At 74.7% G+C, this 16,985-nt stretch carries 18 protein-coding genes and 1 pseudogene; 13 read left to right on the top strand and 6 right to left on the bottom strand.

From position 1 onward, the window contains the following. Together IE170_RS32360 and IE170_RS01600 are read right to left on the bottom strand one after the other, a co-directional pair. A pseudogene (locus IE170_RS32360) lies at positions 1–304 on the bottom strand (histidine kinase); the annotation flags it as partial. Positions 305–430: 126 nt separating this feature from the next. Next, on the bottom strand, positions 431–868 hold the full coding sequence (locus tag IE170_RS01600) for a DnaJ family domain-containing protein (protein ID WP_189807460.1): 438 nt from the start codon (positions 866–868) through the stop codon (positions 431–433). A gap of 597 nt (positions 869–1,465) precedes the next feature. Between IE170_RS01600 and IE170_RS01605 the strand changes: the two genes are divergently transcribed. Together IE170_RS01605 and IE170_RS01610 are read left to right on the top strand one after the other, a co-directional pair. Beyond that, on the top strand, positions 1,466–2,803 hold the full coding sequence (locus IE170_RS01605; protein ID WP_189807461.1) for an MFS transporter: 1,338 nt from the start codon (positions 1,466–1,468) through the stop codon (positions 2,801–2,803). A 264-nt stretch (positions 2,804–3,067) separates the two neighbouring features. Further along, positions 3,068–3,562 (top strand): ATP-binding protein, encoded by a 495-nt coding sequence (locus tag IE170_RS01610; RefSeq protein WP_189807462.1) that lies wholly within the window; start codon positions 3,068–3,070, stop codon positions 3,560–3,562. Between the two features lie 59 nt (positions 3,563–3,621). Here IE170_RS01610 and IE170_RS01615 read toward each other — a convergent pair whose 3' ends face one another. Further along, positions 3,622–4,449: a SigB/SigF/SigG family RNA polymerase sigma factor gene (locus IE170_RS01615; RefSeq protein ID WP_189807463.1), complete on the bottom strand. Its 828-nt coding sequence runs from the start codon at positions 4,447–4,449 to the stop codon at positions 3,622–3,624. Positions 4,450–4,586: 137 nt separating this feature from the next. After that, positions 4,587–5,633 carry an AI-2E family transporter gene (locus IE170_RS01620; protein WP_229884548.1) on the bottom strand — a complete coding sequence of 349 codons (1,047 nt, stop codon included), beginning with the start codon at positions 5,631–5,633 and terminating at the stop codon, positions 4,587–4,589. Positions 5,634–5,954: 321 nt separating this feature from the next. Here IE170_RS01620 and IE170_RS01625 point away from each other — a divergent pair, with 321 nt between their 5' ends. The 4 genes from IE170_RS01625 to IE170_RS01640 all read left to right on the top strand — a co-directional run bounded on the left by IE170_RS01625 (position 5,955) and on the right by IE170_RS01640 (position 9,540). Beyond that, positions 5,955–6,539, top strand: coding sequence for a type 1 glutamine amidotransferase domain-containing protein (locus tag IE170_RS01625; protein WP_189807464.1), 585 nt, complete (start codon positions 5,955–5,957; stop codon positions 6,537–6,539). Then, entirely contained in the window at positions 6,520–7,614 is a 1,095-nt protein-coding gene (locus tag IE170_RS01630; protein ID WP_189807465.1) for a carboxylate-amine ligase, read from the top strand. The genes IE170_RS01625 and IE170_RS01630 overlap by 20 nt, the downstream gene beginning before the upstream one ends. 158 nt (positions 7,615–7,772) lie before the next feature. Next, entirely contained in the window at positions 7,773–8,516 is a 744-nt protein-coding gene (locus IE170_RS01635) for a VOC family protein (RefSeq protein WP_189807600.1), read from the top strand. 79 nt (positions 8,517–8,595) lie between these two features. Continuing rightward, positions 8,596–9,540 carry a tellurite resistance/C4-dicarboxylate transporter family protein gene (locus tag IE170_RS01640; protein WP_373298934.1) on the top strand — a complete coding sequence of 315 codons (945 nt, stop codon included), beginning with the start codon at positions 8,596–8,598 and terminating at the stop codon, positions 9,538–9,540. A 12-nt stretch (positions 9,541–9,552) separates the two neighbouring features. On the opposite strand, the gene IE170_RS01645 is transcribed toward IE170_RS01640, so the two are convergent. Further along, the gene (locus tag IE170_RS01645) at positions 9,553–10,218 is read right to left on the bottom strand and encodes a YoaK family protein (RefSeq protein ID WP_189807466.1); all 666 of its coding nucleotides are present in this window, start codon (positions 10,216–10,218) and stop codon (positions 9,553–9,555) included. A gap of 66 nt (positions 10,219–10,284) precedes the next feature. Between IE170_RS01645 and IE170_RS01650 the strand changes: the two genes are divergently transcribed. From IE170_RS01650 to IE170_RS01665, 4 genes are all read left to right on the top strand, one after another. Continuing rightward, positions 10,285–10,719 carry a VOC family protein gene (locus IE170_RS01650; RefSeq protein WP_189807467.1) on the top strand — a complete coding sequence of 145 codons (435 nt, stop codon included), beginning with the start codon at positions 10,285–10,287 and terminating at the stop codon, positions 10,717–10,719. A 109-nt stretch (positions 10,720–10,828) separates the two neighbouring features. Next, complete coding sequence (locus IE170_RS01655; RefSeq protein WP_189807468.1) at positions 10,829–12,043, top strand: RNA ligase; 1,215 nt, start codon at positions 10,829–10,831, stop codon at positions 12,041–12,043. Positions 12,044–12,046: 3 nt separating this feature from the next. After that, positions 12,047–12,988, top strand: coding sequence for a phosphatase domain-containing protein (locus IE170_RS01660; protein ID WP_229884549.1), 942 nt, complete (start codon positions 12,047–12,049; stop codon positions 12,986–12,988). A gap of 60 nt (positions 12,989–13,048) precedes the next feature. After that, positions 13,049–13,402, top strand: coding sequence for an NYN domain-containing protein (locus IE170_RS01665; RefSeq protein ID WP_189807469.1), 354 nt, complete (start codon positions 13,049–13,051; stop codon positions 13,400–13,402). A gap of 7 nt (positions 13,403–13,409) precedes the next feature. On the opposite strand, the gene IE170_RS01670 is transcribed toward IE170_RS01665, so the two are convergent. Continuing rightward, positions 13,410–14,075, bottom strand: coding sequence for an SH3 domain-containing protein (locus tag IE170_RS01670; RefSeq protein ID WP_189807470.1), 666 nt, complete (start codon positions 14,073–14,075; stop codon positions 13,410–13,412). A 220-nt stretch (positions 14,076–14,295) separates the two neighbouring features. Here IE170_RS01670 and IE170_RS01675 point away from each other — a divergent pair, with 220 nt between their 5' ends. The 3 genes from IE170_RS01675 (at position 14,296) to IE170_RS01685 (ending at position 16,984) form a co-directional block, all read left to right on the top strand. Further along, positions 14,296–14,670: a YbjQ family protein gene (locus IE170_RS01675; protein WP_189807471.1), complete on the top strand. Its 375-nt coding sequence runs from the start codon at positions 14,296–14,298 to the stop codon at positions 14,668–14,670. Between the two features lie 69 nt (positions 14,671–14,739). Then, positions 14,740–16,326 carry a glycosyltransferase family 2 protein gene (locus IE170_RS01680; protein WP_189807472.1) on the top strand — a complete coding sequence of 529 codons (1,587 nt, stop codon included), beginning with the start codon at positions 14,740–14,742 and terminating at the stop codon, positions 16,324–16,326. 178 nt (positions 16,327–16,504) lie between these two features. After that, a complete protein-coding gene (locus IE170_RS01685) occupies positions 16,505–16,984 on the top strand; it encodes an LAETG motif-containing sortase-dependent surface protein (RefSeq protein ID WP_189807473.1) in 480 nt (159 codons plus the stop codon). Position 16,985 lies beyond the last annotated feature (1 nt).

Raw genomic sequence — 16,985 nt, forward strand, 5'->3', positions numbered from 1 at the left:
CCATCACGACGATGAAGTCGACGCCCGCCGCCTTGCGGGTCTCCTCCGTGAGCGGCTGCAGGATCGCCGACGGGTTCGGGGACTGCAGGGCTTCGTGCAGCCCGAGCGAGTGCGCAAAGGTTTCGGCGACGGACACCGACCGGTTGCGGGCCTCGCGCTCGACGTCACTGCGGGACTGCAGCACCAGCGCCAGCACGGCCCCGGCGGCGAGCAGCACCACGATCGCCACCTGGAGGACGAATACCTGTGTGGCGACGCTCCGCGGGCGCTTCCCGCTCAGTGACCGCACCGATGTCCCCGGCACGGGTTGCAAGGCTGGGTCACGAGACCATTTGTAGCACTGTCGCCGGGTGTGGGCCGGGAGCGGCGGACGGGCACGTCGGGCGGTGACGTTTCCACGGCGGCAGCCGGGGGGCGCGCGGCGGTGCGCTCAAAGGGCGTTCGGGCCCGTGTCGGCGCTGTCGCTGCCGCCGCCGCGAGCGGCGCGCCAGGTCGCGACGACCTCGTCGACGTCGAACGGGGCGAGCCGGAGGGGCGGGCCGGGCGGAGGCATCCGCAGGGCAGCGGCGATCTTGTCGTTGACCGCGGTGAGGATCTCCCTGACGCGGCGCTCCGAGCGGGCCTCGCGGACCTCCTCCATCGCGTCCTCCGCCTCCTTGCGCAGGGCGAGGGACGGGGGGAGGGCCGCGAAGCCCTCGCGGTGCACCTTCTGGCGGATCCACCACGTTTCGTCGTACGGGGCGTCCAGGGAGGGCAGCGGTTTGCCGAAGCCTTCCAGGTGGGCGAAATCGCCGCGGGCTGTGGCTTCGCGGATCTGGCGGTCCACCCATGACTCGAAGTCGACGCCCGGGGGCTTGCGCTCGGTCATGGTTCCTCCTGCGAGGGGTGTATGGGGCCCTGCGGGGCGTACGGGGTCCAGGGTAGCGCCGGTGGGTTGCCCCGGGTTGCCGGGTTGCCGGGCCGCGGGGTTTGACGCTGTCGCGGGCTGCCGGGCCGTCGGGGTGGCGTGTGTGTGCCGCTGCGCGGGGCCGTTCCCCTCCCCGCCCCTTCCCGAAACCGGGCTCCGCCCGGGCCCGTTGCGGGGGCTCCGCCCCCGTACCCCCGCGCCTCAAACGCCGGCGGGGCTGGATCGGCGCCTCAGGCGCCGACGGGCTGGGTTCGTCAGGCGCCAGCGGGGCTGGGTTGGTGTTTCAGGCACCGGCAGGGCTGGACTGGCGTCTCAAACGCTGGCGGGGCTGGATGGGCGCCTCAGGCGCCGACAGGGCTGGACTGGCGTTCTCAAGCGTCGGCGGGGCGGAATGGGCTCCTCAAGTGTCGGCTGGATTTCCGGCCCGTCCGGAGGTTGCGCTTCGGGGCCCTGGGGGCCTCAGCCCGAAAGTATCTTGACGTCGAGATTAATGCGCGGCAGGCTGTCGCGAAGTATCTCGATGTCGAGATAGTTTTTTTGGGGGAGCGGAGGCTTGGCATGCAGGGTCGGGGGCGTTCGGGTGGGTTGATGGCGCAGGTGCGGCGGCCGCCCGGGGGGCGCGACGCGCGGATCATGCTGCTTGCGCAGCTGCTCGACCGGGTCGGGACCGGGGTGTGGGCCGCCTCGTCCGTTCTCTACTTCACGTTCGTCATCGGGCTCGACGCGGGGCGGCTGGGGCTCATGGTCGGGGCGGGCGCCGTGGCAGGGATCGCCGGGTCGCCGCTCGCCGGGCACCTCGCCGACCGGTTCGCCGTCCGCCCCATGCTCATCGCCTGTCACGTCGTGCGGCTGCTCGCGCTGTGTGCGTTGCTCGCGACCACCCGGTACGAGGTCCTGCTGCTGCTCGTCGCCCTCACCCAGCTGGGCGACCGTGCGGCCAAGACCCTGGAGATGCTCTTCGCCACCCGCGTCGCCGGCGAGCGGCGCGGCACCTACCTGGCGCTGTCGCGCAGCGCCGCCAACGCCGGATACGCCATCGGTGCCGGCATCGCCGCCCTCGGGCTGGCCGTGGGCACCCGCGGCGCGTACGAGGTGCTCATCCTCGGCAACGCCCTGTCCTTCCTCGTCGCGGCGCTGCTCGTCGGGCGCACGCGCGAGCCCCGCGGGCACGGGCGTCTCGTCGCCCCGGCGGGGGAGGAGGCTCCCCCGGCCGGTGCGGCCGCGGACCGGGTCGGCGGAAGTCCGTGGCGGGACAGGGGCTACCTGCGGTTCGTGGTGTTGGACATTCCCATGAACCTCGACGACTCCCTCCTCAACGTCGGGCTGCCGCTGTGGCTGATCCACCACACCGACGCGCCTCACGCGCTCGTGCCGGCCGTCCTCGCGGTCAACACCGTCCTCACCGTGCTGCTCCAGCTGGCCGTCTCCGCCCGGGTCCACCAGCCGGAGCAGGCCGCGCGGGCCGCCGGCTGGTACGGGCTCGCCGTGCTCGGCGCCTGCGTCCTGCTCGCCCTCACGCCGGCCCGCGGTGCCTGGGCCGCCTCGGCGGCCCTCATGGCGGCGGCCGTGCTCGTCACCGCCGCCGAGCTGGTGCGCTCGGTGACCTCGTGGGAGCTCGCAGTATCCCTCGCGCCCCGGGAGGCGCGCGCCTCGTACCTGGGCGTCGCGGGGATCTCCCCGTCGGTCCAGAAGGCCGTCGGCCCGCTGCTGCTGACCGGGGCGGTCATGGCCGCGGGGCCCGCCGGCTGGCTCGGGCTGGGGGCCGCCGTCGCCGGCCTGTCCCTCGTACAGCGGCGTGCGGCCCTGCGGCGCCTGGCCGCCCTGTGCCCCCGGCCGGCCGCAGGAGGCGCGGACGGGGTGGCGAGGGAAGGGGGCGGCCCGGTCCGGGCCGGATGAGTCCCGGCGCGGAGCCGCGTCGGGGGTCACAATGGCGTCGGGACGCGCAGGTCGGCGCGGTGGCAGCCCCGCGCGGGGTGTTCAGGCGGGTTCGGACGGGGAGCCCCGGATGTCGTTGACCCGGTGAATTTTCTCCCCCGGGCCGGGTATGCGGGCTTGGGCAGCCCCGAGGGCAGGCAGGAGACAGAGCACGATGGTGCGGCGGTTCTCGTTCGATGCGACCGCGGCGGATGCGGTAGCCGCCGGCGCGGCAGGGGAGGGCCCATGAGCGAGGACGTCCGCAGGCTGTCCCTCGGCGCAGGCACCGCGGGAATCGTCGCCCGGTGCCGCGACTTCACCCGGCAGGCGCTCGCCGACTGGCACTGGCTGATCCCGCCCGCCGCCCCCGTGACGGCTCCGGGCGCCGCAGGGCACCACCTGAACGGCGTAAGTCCCGCAGCGGCCCCGGACGACTGGGTGGCGGCCGTCGAGGACGTGCTGCTCATGGTGTCCGAGCTGGTCGGCAACGCCTGCCTGCACGCGGGCGGCCCCCAGGACTTCGTCCTGCGCCACTCGGACGGCCTGCTGCGCGTGGAGGTCGGCGACGGGAGCCCCGAGCACCCCCGCCGCCGATCGAACACCAACCCCGCGCTCCCCGGCGGCCACGGCCTGCTGGTCGTCGACCGCCTGGCCCGCAGCTGGGGCTGGGAGGCCTACCCCGACGGACGCGTCGGAAAGACCGTGTGGGCCGAGGTGGCGGCCCCCTCGCCCCCGGCGTGACGAGCCGCACCGTGACGAGCCGCGCCACGGGGCCCGGGTGGTCCGCCGGCACAGTCCGGTTACGAGTCCTCTTCCAGGAGCCCGGCCCGCAGCTTGGCCAGGGTGCGGCTCAGCAGCCGCGAGACGTGCATCTGCGACAGGCCCAGCCGCTCGCCGATCTCCGACTGGGTCAGCTCGTCCCCGAAGCGCAGCGACAGCAGCGTCCGCTCGCGCGGGGGCAGCGTCTCAAGGATCGGCTTGAGCGACTCCAGGCACTCGATCCGGTCGTACGCGGCCTCGTCCTCGCCGATCGCGGCCCGGTGTCCGACGTGGGCACGGCGCTCGCCCTCCTCACGCTCCGGCACGTCCAGGGAGCGCGCCGAGTAGGCGTGCGAGGCCTTCAGGCCCTCCGCGAACTCCTCTTCCGAAACGTGCAGGTGCTCGGCGATCTCCGCGTCCGTGGGCTCGCGGCCCAGCTCCTGCTCCAGCGCGTCGTGCGCCTTCGCGGTGTCGATCCGCAGCTCCTGGAGCCGGCGGGGCACCCGGACGGCCCAGCTCGTGTCGCGGAAGAACCGCTTCATCTCGCCGGTGATCGTGGGCAGCGCGAACGTCGTGAACTCGACCCCGCGCTCCGGGTCGAACCGGTTGATCGCCTTGATCAGGCCGATCGTGCCGACCTGGACGATGTCCTCCATCGGCTCGCTGCGCCCGCGGAAGCGGCGGGCGGCGTACTTCACCAGGCTCAGGTTGAGTTCGACGAGCGTGTTGCGCACGTACGAATACGCGGCGCTCCCCTCGTCGAGCGCCCGCAGCCTGCGGAACAGGGTCTCCGACAGGGTACGGGCCTCGCCGGTACTGACGCCCAGCGTGTCCTGCGGGATGCCTTCGGTGACCTCGGTGCTGTGCATTCTCGCTCCTCCGACGGGCGGTCGCGCCGCAACGGGCGATGCGGGTAGGCCGTCTCGTGAGCTGTCCCGGGATATATACCCCGAGCACACCGGCCCGAAGCGGAATGCACTCTCGCAAACCACCCACCGCGCACCGGTCAGCGTCCCGCGGAAGGCGAGCGCAGCGCCTGGCGGGCGGCCCAGACGACCGACACCAGGGGCACCGCCACCACGGCCCCCACGACGCCCGCCGCGATGGCCCCCGCTACCACCGAGACGGCCACGACCAGCGGGTGCAGCCGCACCGCCCAGCTCATCAGCAGCGGATGCAGCACATGCCCCTCCAGTTGCCCGATGACCACGATCAGCACCACCACCAGCCCCGCAACCAGCGGACCCTTCGAGGCCAGTGCCACGACCACGGCCACGGCGAGGGCGAGTGGGGAGCCGATCAGCGGTACGAACGCGGCGGCGAACTCCAGCAGCGCGAGCGGAACCGCCAGCGGTACGCCGAGCGCGTACAGCGCGACGCCCACCAGCACCGCGTTCGTCGCGGCCACCAGCACGATCCCGTGCGTGTACCCGGTGAAGGTGCGCCACGCCGCCCGGCCCGCGACCGCCACGCGCTCGGCGGCGCGCGGCGGGAACTGCTCGCACAGCCAGCGCCAGTGGCGGTCGCCGGAGGCGATGAAGAAGATCGCGCAGAACAGGCCGAGCGCTGCGACGGCCAGCACCTGCACCAGCCGCCCGGCGCCGCTCAGCGCCGTGGCGAGCAGCGCCTCGCGGTGGCCGGAGAGGTACGCGCCGATCCGCTCCCGCAAGCCGGTCAGCGCCTCGGGGTCCAGGTTCAGCGGAGGCCGCTGGAGGTACGGCAGCAGCCGGTCCACGCCGTCGCGGAACTCGGCGACCAGGGAGGACCACCCCGCGGCGACGGTCTCGCCGACGAACGCGAGCACGCCCAGCAGGACCGCCGCACTTCCGACGAGCGCGCAGGCCACGGCCGCGGGGCGCGGCATCCACCGGTTCAGCCGGTCGGCGGCGGGCCGCAGCAGGGCGGTTCCGACCAGCCCGAGGAACACGGCCACCGCAACCTCGTGGAACCTGCCCAGCACCGTGAACGCGGCGTAGACCGCCGCGCCCACCACCAGCAGCCGCCAGGCGTACTCCGACGCGGTGCGCAGCGCGGGCGACACGCGCGGCGGCACGCCCTTCCCGCCGGTCCGTCGTGCGTCCGGCCGGCGCGCACCCGCCCGGACGCGCGTCCGCGTCCCGGATCGCCTCTCCACCTGAGCGCACCCCCTCTGCCCACGGCCGCCGGGGCCGCCTGCCCTACGAGGTCCCACGCCGGGCCGTGCCCCCCACGCGCCCGCGGCCGGATTCGCCCGAACGAAGCCCCGACCTGCCGGAAGGTTCAATTCCGGATGCTGCCGTTCCTGCCATGCTTGAGACAGGTGCGCCAGGGCAGACGCACGGCGCCCGCCGAGGAGGCACAGGCCTCCCGGGCACGGACCGAAGGAGTGAGCCTGGTGCGCATCGCGTTTCTGACCGCGCCCGAAGGGGTCGAGGAGATCGAACTCACCCAGCCCTGGAAGGCGGTGCTCGAGGCCGGGTGGATCCCGCGGCTGGTCTCGACGGAGCCGGGGGACGTGCGCGCGTACCGGCACCTCGACAAGGCGGGCCGCCACAGCGTCGACGACGTCGTCGGCGAGGCCGAAGGCGGCGACGGCGACAGCAGCCCGGCCGCCCTCGCCGCCGGCTTCGACGCCCTCGTCCTGCCCGGCGGCGTCGCCAATCCGGACGCCCTCCGCATGCACGGGGGAGCCGTCGAGTTCGTCCGCCACTTCGTCGACGCCGGCAAGCCCGTCGCCGCGATCTGCCACGCCCCCTGGACGCTCGTGGAGGCGGGCGCCGTGAGCGGGCGTATCCTGACCTCCTGGCCGAGTCTGGCCACCGACATCCGCAACGCGGGCGGCACCTGGGTGGACGAGGAGGTCCACGTCTGCCGGGCGGCGCCCTCCCCCCTGGTCACCAGCCGCAAGCCGGCCGACCTGGACGCCTTCTGTGCCGCGCTCGTCGAGGAGTTCGGGGGACATGGCAACCGTCGGGGTTGAGGAAGAGTACGTCCTGCTCGATCCGCTCACGCGCCTTCCCGTGGCGCGGGCCGAGGACGTCCGCGTCGGAGCGGGCCTCGCGTCGATGGTCGACGAGGGCGAGGTGCAGCACGAGCTGCTCCAGGCGCAGGTCGAGGTCGCCACCCCCGTGTGCAGCGACCTGGAAGAGGTGGGCGGCCACCTGCTGCGGCTGCGGCATGCGGTGGGTTCCGCGGCCGAGGAGCTCGGCTGCCGGCTCGCCACCTCCGCCACCGCGCCGCTGCGCGACGGCGTACCGCCCGCCATCACCCAGGAGGCGCGCTACCTCAAGATGCGCGAGGAGGCCCGGCGCCTGGTCGACGAGCAGCTGATCAACGGCATGCACGTCCACGTCGGCGTCCCCGACCGGGAGACCGGGCTCGCCGTCATCAACCGGCTGCGGGGCTGGCTGCCCACGCTGCTGGCCATGTCGGCGAACTCCCCCATCTGGGACGGCCGCGACACGGGCTTCGCCAGCTGGCGCACCCTCGTCTTCGGCCGCTGGCCGGTGGCGGGGCCGCCGCCCTACTTCCCCACCCTCGCCGACTACGAGCAGCGCGTCGACGCACTCCAGGAAGCCGGCGTCATCGCCGACCGGGGACAGCTGTACTGGCACGCCAGGCTGTCCGAGCGCTACCCCACCGTGGAGGTGAGGTGCCTGGACGTGCAGATCGACGCGGTCGACGCGGTCCTCCTCGCCGGCATCGTCCGGGCCCTGGTCACCACCGCGATCGCGGAGGAGAAGGCCGGTGCCCCGCAGCCCCAGTGCGCGCAGGAGCTGCTCCAGGCGTCCATGTGGCACGCCGCCCGGCACGGCCTCGGCGGCACCCTGATGGACCCGGACGGGCGGCGGCACAGCGCCGGCGACGTCCTGTGCATGATGCTGCAGCACATCACCCCCGCCCTGGAGGACGCCGGCGACCTGCGCGAGGTCAGCGGCCTGCTGCACCGGCTGCTCCAGCAGGGCACCCCGGCGGACCGCCAGCGCCGGGCCCTCGCCGAAGGCGGCATGCCGGCGCTGCTCGACCTCATCACCGCCCACGGCCCCGCCGCCTGAGGCGCCGGTCGGAGCCCGGGCGCCCGTACGGCCGCCCGGGCCCGGCCCGAGGTGCGGGCCACCGGCCCCGAGGTGAGGATGAGCGGGACAAGGACGGAGCGTGAACCGTGGAGATTTCTACGAGGGAGGTCTTCGGCGCCCCGTGCTGGGTGAGCCTCATGGCCCGCGACCTCCAGCAGGCGCAGGAGTTCTACGGCACCGTGCTCGGCTGGAAGTTCCGGACCGCCCGCCTCGGCGACACGTTCACCGTCGCCGAGGCGGACGGGGTGCCGGTCGCCGGGATCGGGGCGATGGGCGGCGACGTCGTCGTCGCCCCCGCCTGGACGCCCTACTTCGCCGTCGAGGACGCCGACGTGGCCACGGACCGCATCCGCGAGCGCAGCGGCACCATCGCGGTGGGACCGGTGTCCTTCGCCAACGGCGGCCGCGGCGCGCTGGCCGCCGACCGGGAGGGCGCAGTCTTCGGCATCTGGCAGGGCGGGGTCCGCGCCGACTGGCGCGTGGGCCGGGGCCCCGCCCCCGCCTGGCTGGAACTCCGCACCCGCGACGCCTTCGAGGCGGCCATGTTCTACGGCGAGGTCCTGGAATGGGCCACGGGCCGCGCCGGCTGCTGCGAGGTCGCCTACGAGGACGACCAGGTCGTCCTGCGCCAGACGGGCGAGCCCGTCGCCCGCCTCAACGGCGGCATCACCGACGCGACGGCCCACGTCCCGGAGTCCCGGCCCCGCTGGCACGTCTACTTCCGGGTCCGCGACCTGGACGAGGCCATCGACTCCGTCGGCGCCGCCGGCGGCACCACCCTCTCCACGATCGTCTCCGGCCCCGACGCACGGTGGGTCACCGTCCGCGACCCCGAAGGGGCGATGCTGACCCTCACCGCCGCGCGGGCCCCGGAGGGCTGACATCAGCGGCGCGGGCGGGACGCGCTCGCGCCGGGGGCGGCCGTGGCCGGCCGAGCTGCCTCCGGCGGCCGGCGCCGCCGTGCTGGCCCCGGCCGTCATCTCCGCGGGCCTGGCACTCCTCGGCCGCGAACCGCTCTCCCTCGCCTTCTTCGCCGTCGCCGCCGCCCTGTACCTGGTCCTCGCGTACGACTTCGCGGTCCGGCTCGTCCGCGACCGCGGCCGGTTCCGCGCCGAGGCCTACACCCCCGCCGCGCTGACGGCCGTGGCCGCCACCACCGTGCTCGGCTGCCGGCTCTCGCTCATGGGGCGGCAGGCCGCCGCGGCCGCACTCCTCGCGCTCGCGGCGCTGCTGTGGCCCGGCCTGCTCCTCGCCGTCGAACGGCACTGGAAGCGCCGCATGCCGGGCGGCGCCTTCCTCGTCTGCGTCGCCACGCAGGGCCTCGCCGTGCTGTCGGCGATGCTCGCGGACGCCTGGCGCCTCGACTGGCTCGCATGGACGGCACTGGCCGCCTTCTGCCTCGGACTGCTCCTCTACGCGCAGGCCCTCGCCCGCTTCGACCTGCGCGAGGTGTTCCGCGGGGCCGGGGACCACTGGGTCGCCGGCGGGGCGCTCGCCATCTCCGCCCTCGCGGGCTCGCGGCTGACCGCGTCCCCCGCCTGGACCGGCGGCCCCCACGCCGCCCTGCGCTGGACCACGCTCGTCCTCCTCGCCCTGTCGCTCGCCTGGTACGCGGTCCTCCTCGGCGCCGAGCTCCGCGCGTGGCGGCCGCGGTACGACATCCGTCGCTGGGCCACCGTGTTCCCGCTCGGCATGACCGCCGCCGCCTGCCTCTCGGCGGCCGGCGCGACCGGCGTGGCCGGGCTCCGGCCCCTCGGCGCGGTGCTGCTGTGGATCGCCGTCGCGGCCTGGCTGCTGACCTGTGCCGCCCTCGCCGCCACCGGCCTCCGCCGCCGGCCGGCCGGCCCCGCCTCGGGACGCCCCGCCTCCGGACGTCCGGGACCCGACCGGCCGGCCCGGCACTGACACCCCACCGCCCTACCGGCCGGCGCGCCCCGCCCCCGCCGGCCGGGCCGCGAGGAAGCCCCCCGCCGCGACACACAGCAGCACACCGACGGCTGCCGCCAGCGCCGGCCCCGGACCCCTGTGCAGCGTCGCAGCCGCCCCGGCCAGCGCCCCGCCGAACAGCACCGCCACCGATCCCAGCCGCCGCAGCGACCCGCGCCCCCACGGATCGGCGGCCAGCCCGGCCAGGGCCCTGGTGACGACCGTGGTCGGCAGGTCGGGCACGGCCGCCCGGTGCACCACGGCGTTCTGCACGCCCATCGCCAGCCCCAGCAGCACCACGGGCACCGCCCGTGGCCCGTCCGCCGCCCACACCGCCAGGGCGGCGGCCACCAGCAGCGCCTGCACCGACACCAGAGGCCCGAAGACGCGTAGGGCGGGCCGGCCCCGGCGGAGCGCCCCGCCGGCCACGGCCCCGCCCGCGAAGGCGCCGAGCGCCAGCAGCGACGCCACCGCCGACAACCCGTCCGCACCCGCCAGGGCGAACGCCAGGAACGCCGTGTTGCCGGTCATGTTGGCGACGAACACCCGCTCCAGGCCCAGGAAGACGGCCGCGTCGACCAGCCCGCTCACGAACGTCAGCCCGAGCAGCAGCGGCGGCGGCACGACGGGCTCCGCCGGCCGGCCGTCCCCGTCCATGCGCCACCCCTTCCCGCCCGCGCGTTCGGACGACGGATTGTCAGCGCCCGTCAGTAGGGTCCCTGCATGACCTACACGTTCCAGGTGACCATCGACAGCAACGACCCGCACGTGCTCGCCGACTGGTGGGCCGACGCCCTCGGCTGGGAGGTCGAGCCGACCGACGAGGCGTTCATCCGCCGCATGGTGGAGGCCGGGCAGGCGAGCGAGGACGACACCACCACGCACCGCGGCGCCCTGGTCTGGAAGGCCGGCGCCGCGATCCGCCACCCGGAGGGAGCGGACCGGGCGCCCCGCGTGCTGTTCCAGCTCGTCCCGGAGCCCAAGACCGTGAAGAACCGCGTCCACCTCGACATCCGCACCGGCCCCGACGACCCGCAGGCCGTCGTCGAGAGGCTGATCGCCAAGGGCGCCGTGCGCCTGCACGAGGGCCGCCAGGGCCCCTTCACCTGGACCACCCTCGCCGACCCCCAGGGCAACGAACTCTGCGTCACCGGATAGCGTGCACGGGGTCGCCGCCGGCTGCGGCGACCCCTCCACCAGCACAAATTCGGTACCGGGCGGTCCCTCCCGCACCCGAGAATGAGGCATCTCGAAACGGGAGGAACCCATGGGCCACACGCAGGCCTACCTGACCCTGCACGACCTGCTGCCGCAGCAGGACCTGGCGGCCGCCGTCGAATCCGGCCTCGTCAGCCGCAAGCGGCACCCCGAACTGCCGCTGTCCATCTACACCTACACCCGGACGGCCCAGTACGAGCAGGCCTGGAACGACGTGACCGTGCGCTGCCGGGGACTCGTCGCCGACGACGCCACCGGCGCCGTCGTCGCCCTGCCGCTGCCGAAGTTCTTCAACGTCGGCGAGCACGAGGCCGGCAGGCCGTACGCCCCGGCCCTGCCGGACGAGCCGTTCGAGGTGTACGAGAAGGTGGACGGCAGCCTGGCGGTGGTCTTCCACTACGCGGGCGCCTGGCGGGTCGCCTCCAAGGGGTCCTTCATCAGCGAGCAGGCCCGATGGGCGCAGCGCCGCCTCGACGGCCGCGACACCTCCGGCCTGGTGCCCGGGGTGACGTACCTCGCGGAGATCCTGTACCCGCAGAACCGTATCGTCGTCGACTACGGCGACCGCCGCGACCTCGTCCTCCTCGCCGCGTACGGCGCCGACGGCACCGAGGTGCCGCTCGCCGAGGCCGCCGGCCACTGGGAGGGCGTGGGATCCGTCGTCCGCCTGTGGCCCGCCATGCCGCTCGACGAACTGGTGGCGCTCACCGGCGCGAGCCGGATGCCCGGCGGCGACACCGCCACCGGCACCGACGCGGAGGGCTTCGTCCTGCGGTTCGCCTCGGGGGTGCGCGCCAAGGCAAAGCTGTCCGAGTACGTACGCCTGCACAAGGTCCTCACCGGGGTCACCGAGCGGGACATCTGGCGTGCCCACGGCGTGCAGCGGTTCGCCGGCCTGCCCGCCAAGCAGCTCACCCAGACGCTGGGGCTCACCGCGGCCGACTTCGAAGCCCACGGCGGCAAGCCGCTCGACGCGCTGCTGGAGCACGTGCCGGACGAGTTCGACGCATGGGTGCGGGGCGTCATCGACCGCCTCGAAGAGGAGGCCGCGCGCCGCGAGAGGGCCGTCGACGAGGCGTTCCGCGAGCTGGCCCACCTCGCCTCCGACCGGGGCGCGTTCGCGCGCGCCGCGAAGGCGCTGCCGGACGGCGGGATCCGCGCGGCCCTGTTCCTGCGTCTGGACGACCGTCCGACCGGACTCCTCATATGGCGGCAGATCCGGCCGCAGGCGTCCGACCCGTTCAAGCACGACGAGGAGAACTGACCAGTGTCCGCACGACCCGACGAGCCCGGCCGCCCCGTGGTCCACGTCATGACGGGGCTCCCCGCCTCCGGTAAGACGACGGCGGCCCGCGCCCTCCAGGCCGAGGCCGCAGGGCGGATGCGCCGCGTCAACCTCGACGACCTGCGCGCCATGCTCGACCTGCCCGACCCGGAGCGGGGGCGCTCGTACCGCCACGAGCAGACGGTGCTGGCCGTCCAGGACGCGGCGGTCCGCGCCGCCGTCGACGACGGCTTCGACGTCGTCGTCGACAACACCCACCTGACGTCCCGGGTACCGAAGCGGCTCAAGGCGGCGGTCGCGGGCCGCGCCGAGTTCGTGGTGCACGACTTCACGCACGTGCCCGTCGAGGAGTGCCTGCGCCGTGACGCCGGGCGGGAGCGGCCCGTCGGCGAGGAGGTCATCCGCGGCCTCGCCCTGAAGCTGGCCAGCGGCCGCAAGGGCGGCTGGCGGCTGACCGCGGAGTGGCTGAACGACGAGCCGGCCGTCACCCCGTACACGGCCGATCCGGCACTGCCGCCCGCGGTGATGTGCGACATCGACGGCACGCTCGCCCTCACCGGCGACCGCAGCCCGTACGACTTCACGCGCTGTGAGGTGGACCTGCTCAACGAGCCGGTGCGCTACGCGCTGGAGGCGTTCCGGCGCGGGGAGGGCGACACGATCGTGCTGCTGTCCGGCCGGGGTGAGGAGCACCGCCCGCAGACGGAGGCGTGGCTCGCGACGCACGGGGTGCCGTACGACGAGCTGTGGATGCGGCCGCGCGGTGACACGCGGCGCGACGACGTCGTGAAGGCCGAGCTGTTCGACGCCCACGTCCGGCACCGGTACGCGGTGCGCGTGTCGCTGGACGACCGCGACCGCGTCGTGGCGCTGTGGCGGCGGATGGGCCTGCCCACCTGGCAGGTCAACTACGGCGACTTCTAGGCCGGCTCCCGGCCGTCGGCAGTCGGCCGTGCGGGCGGCTCGCGAGGCCATACTGGGACCGTGAGCGTGCTGATCGTGGACGGGGCCAATGTCGTCGGATCCGTGCCGGACGGCTGGTGGCGCGACAGGAGGGGCGCGGCCGAGCGGCTGCGCGACCTCCTGGCGCGCCGCGCGCCCTCCGCGGACGAGGAGGTCATCCTCGTCGTGGAGGGCGCGGCCAAGGGCGTCGAGTCGGTGCCCGGGGTACGGGTGGACGCGGCGCCCGGGAGCGGCGACGACCGGATCGTGGAGCTGGCCGCCGCGTACGCGGGGCGCGACTGCATCGTCGTCACGTCGGACCGGGAGCTGCGCGCCCGGGTCCGGGCGTACGGGGCGCAGTGCGTGGGGCCGCGCGCCGTACGCCCGGGGAGCTGACCGGCGGTCAGTTGCCGCACCACTCCACGCGGTCGAGGTTCTTGACGTAGCGGGCCGCGACCCAGGCCTTCTTGTGGTCGCCGGCGGCCTTGGCGGCCTTGCCGTCCCGGGTGCGGTCGCCGGGCCGGGTGGCGCGCTCGTCGGCGTCCTCGTCGTCCGCCTCGTCGTTGTCCGCCTCCTCGTCTTCGGCGTCCTCGTCCGCTTCGCCCGAGTCCTCGTCGCCGGTGTCCTCGTCGTCCTGGTCCTCGCGGTCCTGGTCTTCCTCGTCCTCGTCGCGGTCGTCGGACTCGTCGCGCTCGTCGCGGTCCTCGTCCTCGCGGCCGTTGCCGTGCTCGTCGTCGTCCTCGAGGTGCAGGCGGTACCAGAGGTCGTTGCCGTCGACCTTCTCGCCGCGGGCCTTGCACTCGATCGCGACCCTGTGGTCGGCCTTGACGTGGCCGACGACGTCCGAGTGCGTGGACGGCTTGCTGCGGACCTTCAGCGAGCCGCGGGCCACGACCTTGCCGACAACGTAGTGCTTGTCGTGCTCCTTGCCGGACTTGTCGCCCTTCGGCTCCAGGAGGACGACCTGACGGGCCGGCTCGTCGGCGGCGACGGCGGCGCCCGCGCCGGAGAAGCCGAGCACCAGGCTTCCGGCGGCGAGAGCGAGGACGGCCCTGGTGGGCTTCTGCATGTGCGGGCTCCTCATGCGAAGACGTCCACCCGGTCGCGAACGCGTCGCCGGCCGGGGGCGGCGACCGGACGGTCGCCAGGGACGACTATGGCGGCGGCAGAACGCGCCGCCCCGGTGGCTCACCGGCTTTTAGCCCGAAATGCTCAATAGGGGAAGAACGCCCCCACAGCGGGGCCTACCGGGGATGCGGGGGAGGGGCGGGCCGTCCACAGTGGTGGGCATGGGCATCAACGACTACACCGGCGGCCCCGGCGCCGACCAGACCGGCGTGCTGGTCGTCACGACCAACGACGTCCCCGGCTACCGTGTCGAGCGCGTGATCGGCGAGGTGTTCGGCCTCACCGTCCGCTCCCGCCACCTCGGCAGCCAGATCGGCGCAGGACTGAAGTCCATGATCGGCGGCGAGCTGAGGGGCCTGACGAAGACGCTGGTCGAGACCCGCAACCAGGCGATGGAGCGGCTCATCGAGGCCGCCAAGGCCCGCGGCGGGAACGCCGTGCTGATGATGCGCTTCGACGTCACCGAGGCCGCCGACGTGGGCACCGAGGTCTGCGCGTACGGCACGGCCGTGGTCCTCGTGCCCGCCGGCGCGTAGGCGGTCCATTCCCCTCCCGGTCCCGGACCCGCCCCGCGGACGGCGGGGCGGCGAACCTATGCTCGGGGCATGTACCGCCAGTCCGTGCCCGACGTAACCGTGATCATCGCCGTCTACAACGCGATGCCGTACCTGAGCGAATGCCTCGAATCGGTCATGGGTCAGACGATCGGAGCCGAACGCCTGGAGGTCATCGCCGTCGACGACGGCTCCACGGACGGCAGCGGCGCCGAACTCGACCGCTACGCCGCCCGCCACCCGCAGTTCCGGGCGGTGCACCAGCCCAACTCCGGCGGCCCCGGCGGCCCCCGCAACCGGGCCCTCGACCTCGCCCGCGGCCGGTACGTCTTCTTCGCCGACGCCGACGACTACCTCGGGCCGGAAGCCCTGCAGCGCCTGGTCGACATGGCCGAGGCCCAGGGCAGCGACGTCGTCCTCGCCAAACAGGTGGGCCTGGGCAGGACCGTCTCCGACAAGGCCCACCGGCACGCCGCCGAGGCGGACCTGTACACCTCCGAGGTCTACCGCTCCCTGCACTCGGCCAAGCTGATGCGCCGGCGGGTCATCGAGAACGAGCGCCTGCGCTACCCCGAGGACCTCTGGTACGGCGAGGACCAGATCTTCGTCACCTCCGTCTTCCTGGCCGCCGCCCGCATATCCGTCGTCGGCGACTACGACTGCTACTACCTGCGCCGCCGCGACGACGGGCAGAACCTGACCTCCCGGACGCGCACCGCCCACGAGACCGTCGCGCACATCGAGCGCGTCATGGCGCTCGTCGCCGACCGGGTCACCGACCCGGTCGGGCGCCGCCGGATGCTCGGCCGCCACTTCCGCAGCCTGCTGCGCACCGCCCTGGCGCCGGCCGCCGCGGCACGCCGCGACGACCCGGCGTACACGCGGGAGGTCTACGTACGGGCGCGGGCGCTGGTCGAGGCGTACTGGACCCCGGACATGGGCGGCGAACTCGCGCGGATCGACTGGATCCGGCTGTACGCGTTCGTGTGCAGCCCGCTGCCCGTCTTCGAGCAGCTCATGGACCACGACCCGGCCGAGGAGCCGCCGCCCCGCGACCTCGTCGAGAACGGCCGGGTGTACCGCTGCCTCCCCCTCTTCCGCGACCCCGCGGCCGGGCTGCCCGACGTGCTCTACGACGTCACCGACCAGGTCAAGGCGCAGCACGAGCTGTCCTCGCTGGCCTGGCAGGGGCGCCGCCTCAGGATCGCCGGCCACGCCGGCATCCCGTCGCTCGGCGCTGCCGGCACGGAGACCGAAATCATCCTGCGGGAGCGGGAGACCGGCCGCGAGTTCACCGTCCCCGCGGAGCCCCGGCCGGTGCCCGAGGCCGCCGAGGAGGCGCCGCAGCGCGACGGTGCCGGGTTCCTCGCCGAGGTGGACCTGGCCCGCATCGCCGCCGGCGAGCCGATCCCGCCGGGCACCTGGGACTGCTTCCTCAACGTCCGCGCCGCCGGGGTCACCCGCACCGTCCGGCTGGGCCGCCGGCACGCTCCCGACCTGGACCGGACGGCCCGCCGGGCCAAGGTCGTGGCCCGCGACCCGGGCGGGGCGACCGAGCTCGCGGCAGCGCCCTTCTACACGGCGTACGGGAACCTGAGCTTCGAGGTGGTCCGCCGGATACCGCTGCCCACGGGATGAGTCCGCGCCGGGCGGCCGCAGCCGCCCGCTGCCGGCCTGCCTGCCCGGCCGCCCGCCGACTCCGTGGCCGCTTCCGAAAACTTTTCCGGATGCGGCGGCAACCTCCGGCGGGGTCGCGCGTCGTGCGGGGGTGAAGGGGCGTCATCCCGCCCTCGACGACCGACCGTGGAGAACCACCGTGAGCCATGCCAAGCACCCTTCCGCGCCCGTCCGCCGGGCGGCCGCCGCCGCCGTTGCCGCTGCCGCGGCCGCCGGTGCGGCCCTCGCCCTCGCCGGGCCCGCCTCCGCGGCGCCCGCGGCGTCGGCGACGCCGTCGCCCGCGCCCACTACGGCGGCCCCCGCGCCGGAGAGCGCCACCCCGAGCCCGGCCCCCAGCGCCACTCCGAGTCGGCCGTCCACCTCCGGCCCCCGGCCCAGCGCCTCGGTCAGCCACCCGCCGACCGCCGAGCCCAGCGCCGCCCCGAGTGCCGCGCCCGGTACGCCCGACGGGGCCGACGGGGGCGAGGGCGGGCCCGCCGCGGCGCCGTCGCCGGCCGGCAGCCAGCTCGCCGAGACCGGATCCTCGACGGCCACGGCAGCCGTCGGTGCGGGGGCGGCCGTCCTGCTCGCCGCCGGGGGCGGCACCCTCTACGCCCTGCGGCGCCGGGCAAACGGCTGAG

The organism is Streptomyces toxytricini, assembly GCF_014649915.1.
Lineage (GTDB): Bacteria > Actinomycetota > Actinomycetes > Streptomycetales > Streptomycetaceae > Streptomyces > Streptomyces toxytricini.

Coding starts and splice junctions, on each gene's coding strand:
- IE170_RS01645 (WP_189807466.1), bottom strand. CDS start 10,218: ATGGACGGGGACGGCCGGCCGGCGGAGCCCGTCGTGCCGCCGCCGCTG.
- IE170_RS01655 (WP_189807468.1), top strand. CDS start 10,829: ATGGGCCACACGCAGGCCTACCTGACCCTGCACGACCTGCTGCCGCAG.
- IE170_RS01605 (WP_189807461.1), top strand. CDS start 1,466: ATGCAGGGTCGGGGGCGTTCGGGTGGGTTGATGGCGCAGGTGCGGCGG.
- IE170_RS01670 (WP_189807470.1), bottom strand. CDS start 14,075: ATGCAGAAGCCCACCAGGGCCGTCCTCGCTCTCGCCGCCGGAAGCCTG.
- IE170_RS01600 (WP_189807460.1), bottom strand. CDS start 868: ATGACCGAGCGCAAGCCCCCGGGCGTCGACTTCGAGTCATGGGTGGAC.
- IE170_RS01675 (WP_189807471.1), top strand. CDS start 14,296: ATGGGCATCAACGACTACACCGGCGGCCCCGGCGCCGACCAGACCGGC.
- IE170_RS01610 (WP_189807462.1), top strand. CDS start 3,068: ATGAGCGAGGACGTCCGCAGGCTGTCCCTCGGCGCAGGCACCGCGGGA.
- IE170_RS01635 (WP_189807600.1), top strand. CDS start 7,773: ATGGCCCGCGACCTCCAGCAGGCGCAGGAGTTCTACGGCACCGTGCTC.
- IE170_RS01650 (WP_189807467.1), top strand. CDS start 10,285: ATGACCTACACGTTCCAGGTGACCATCGACAGCAACGACCCGCACGTG.
- IE170_RS01615 (WP_189807463.1), bottom strand. CDS start 4,449: ATGCACAGCACCGAGGTCACCGAAGGCATCCCGCAGGACACGCTGGGC.
- IE170_RS01680 (WP_189807472.1), top strand. CDS start 14,740: ATGTACCGCCAGTCCGTGCCCGACGTAACCGTGATCATCGCCGTCTAC.
- IE170_RS01630 (WP_189807465.1), top strand. CDS start 6,520: ATGGCAACCGTCGGGGTTGAGGAAGAGTACGTCCTGCTCGATCCGCTC.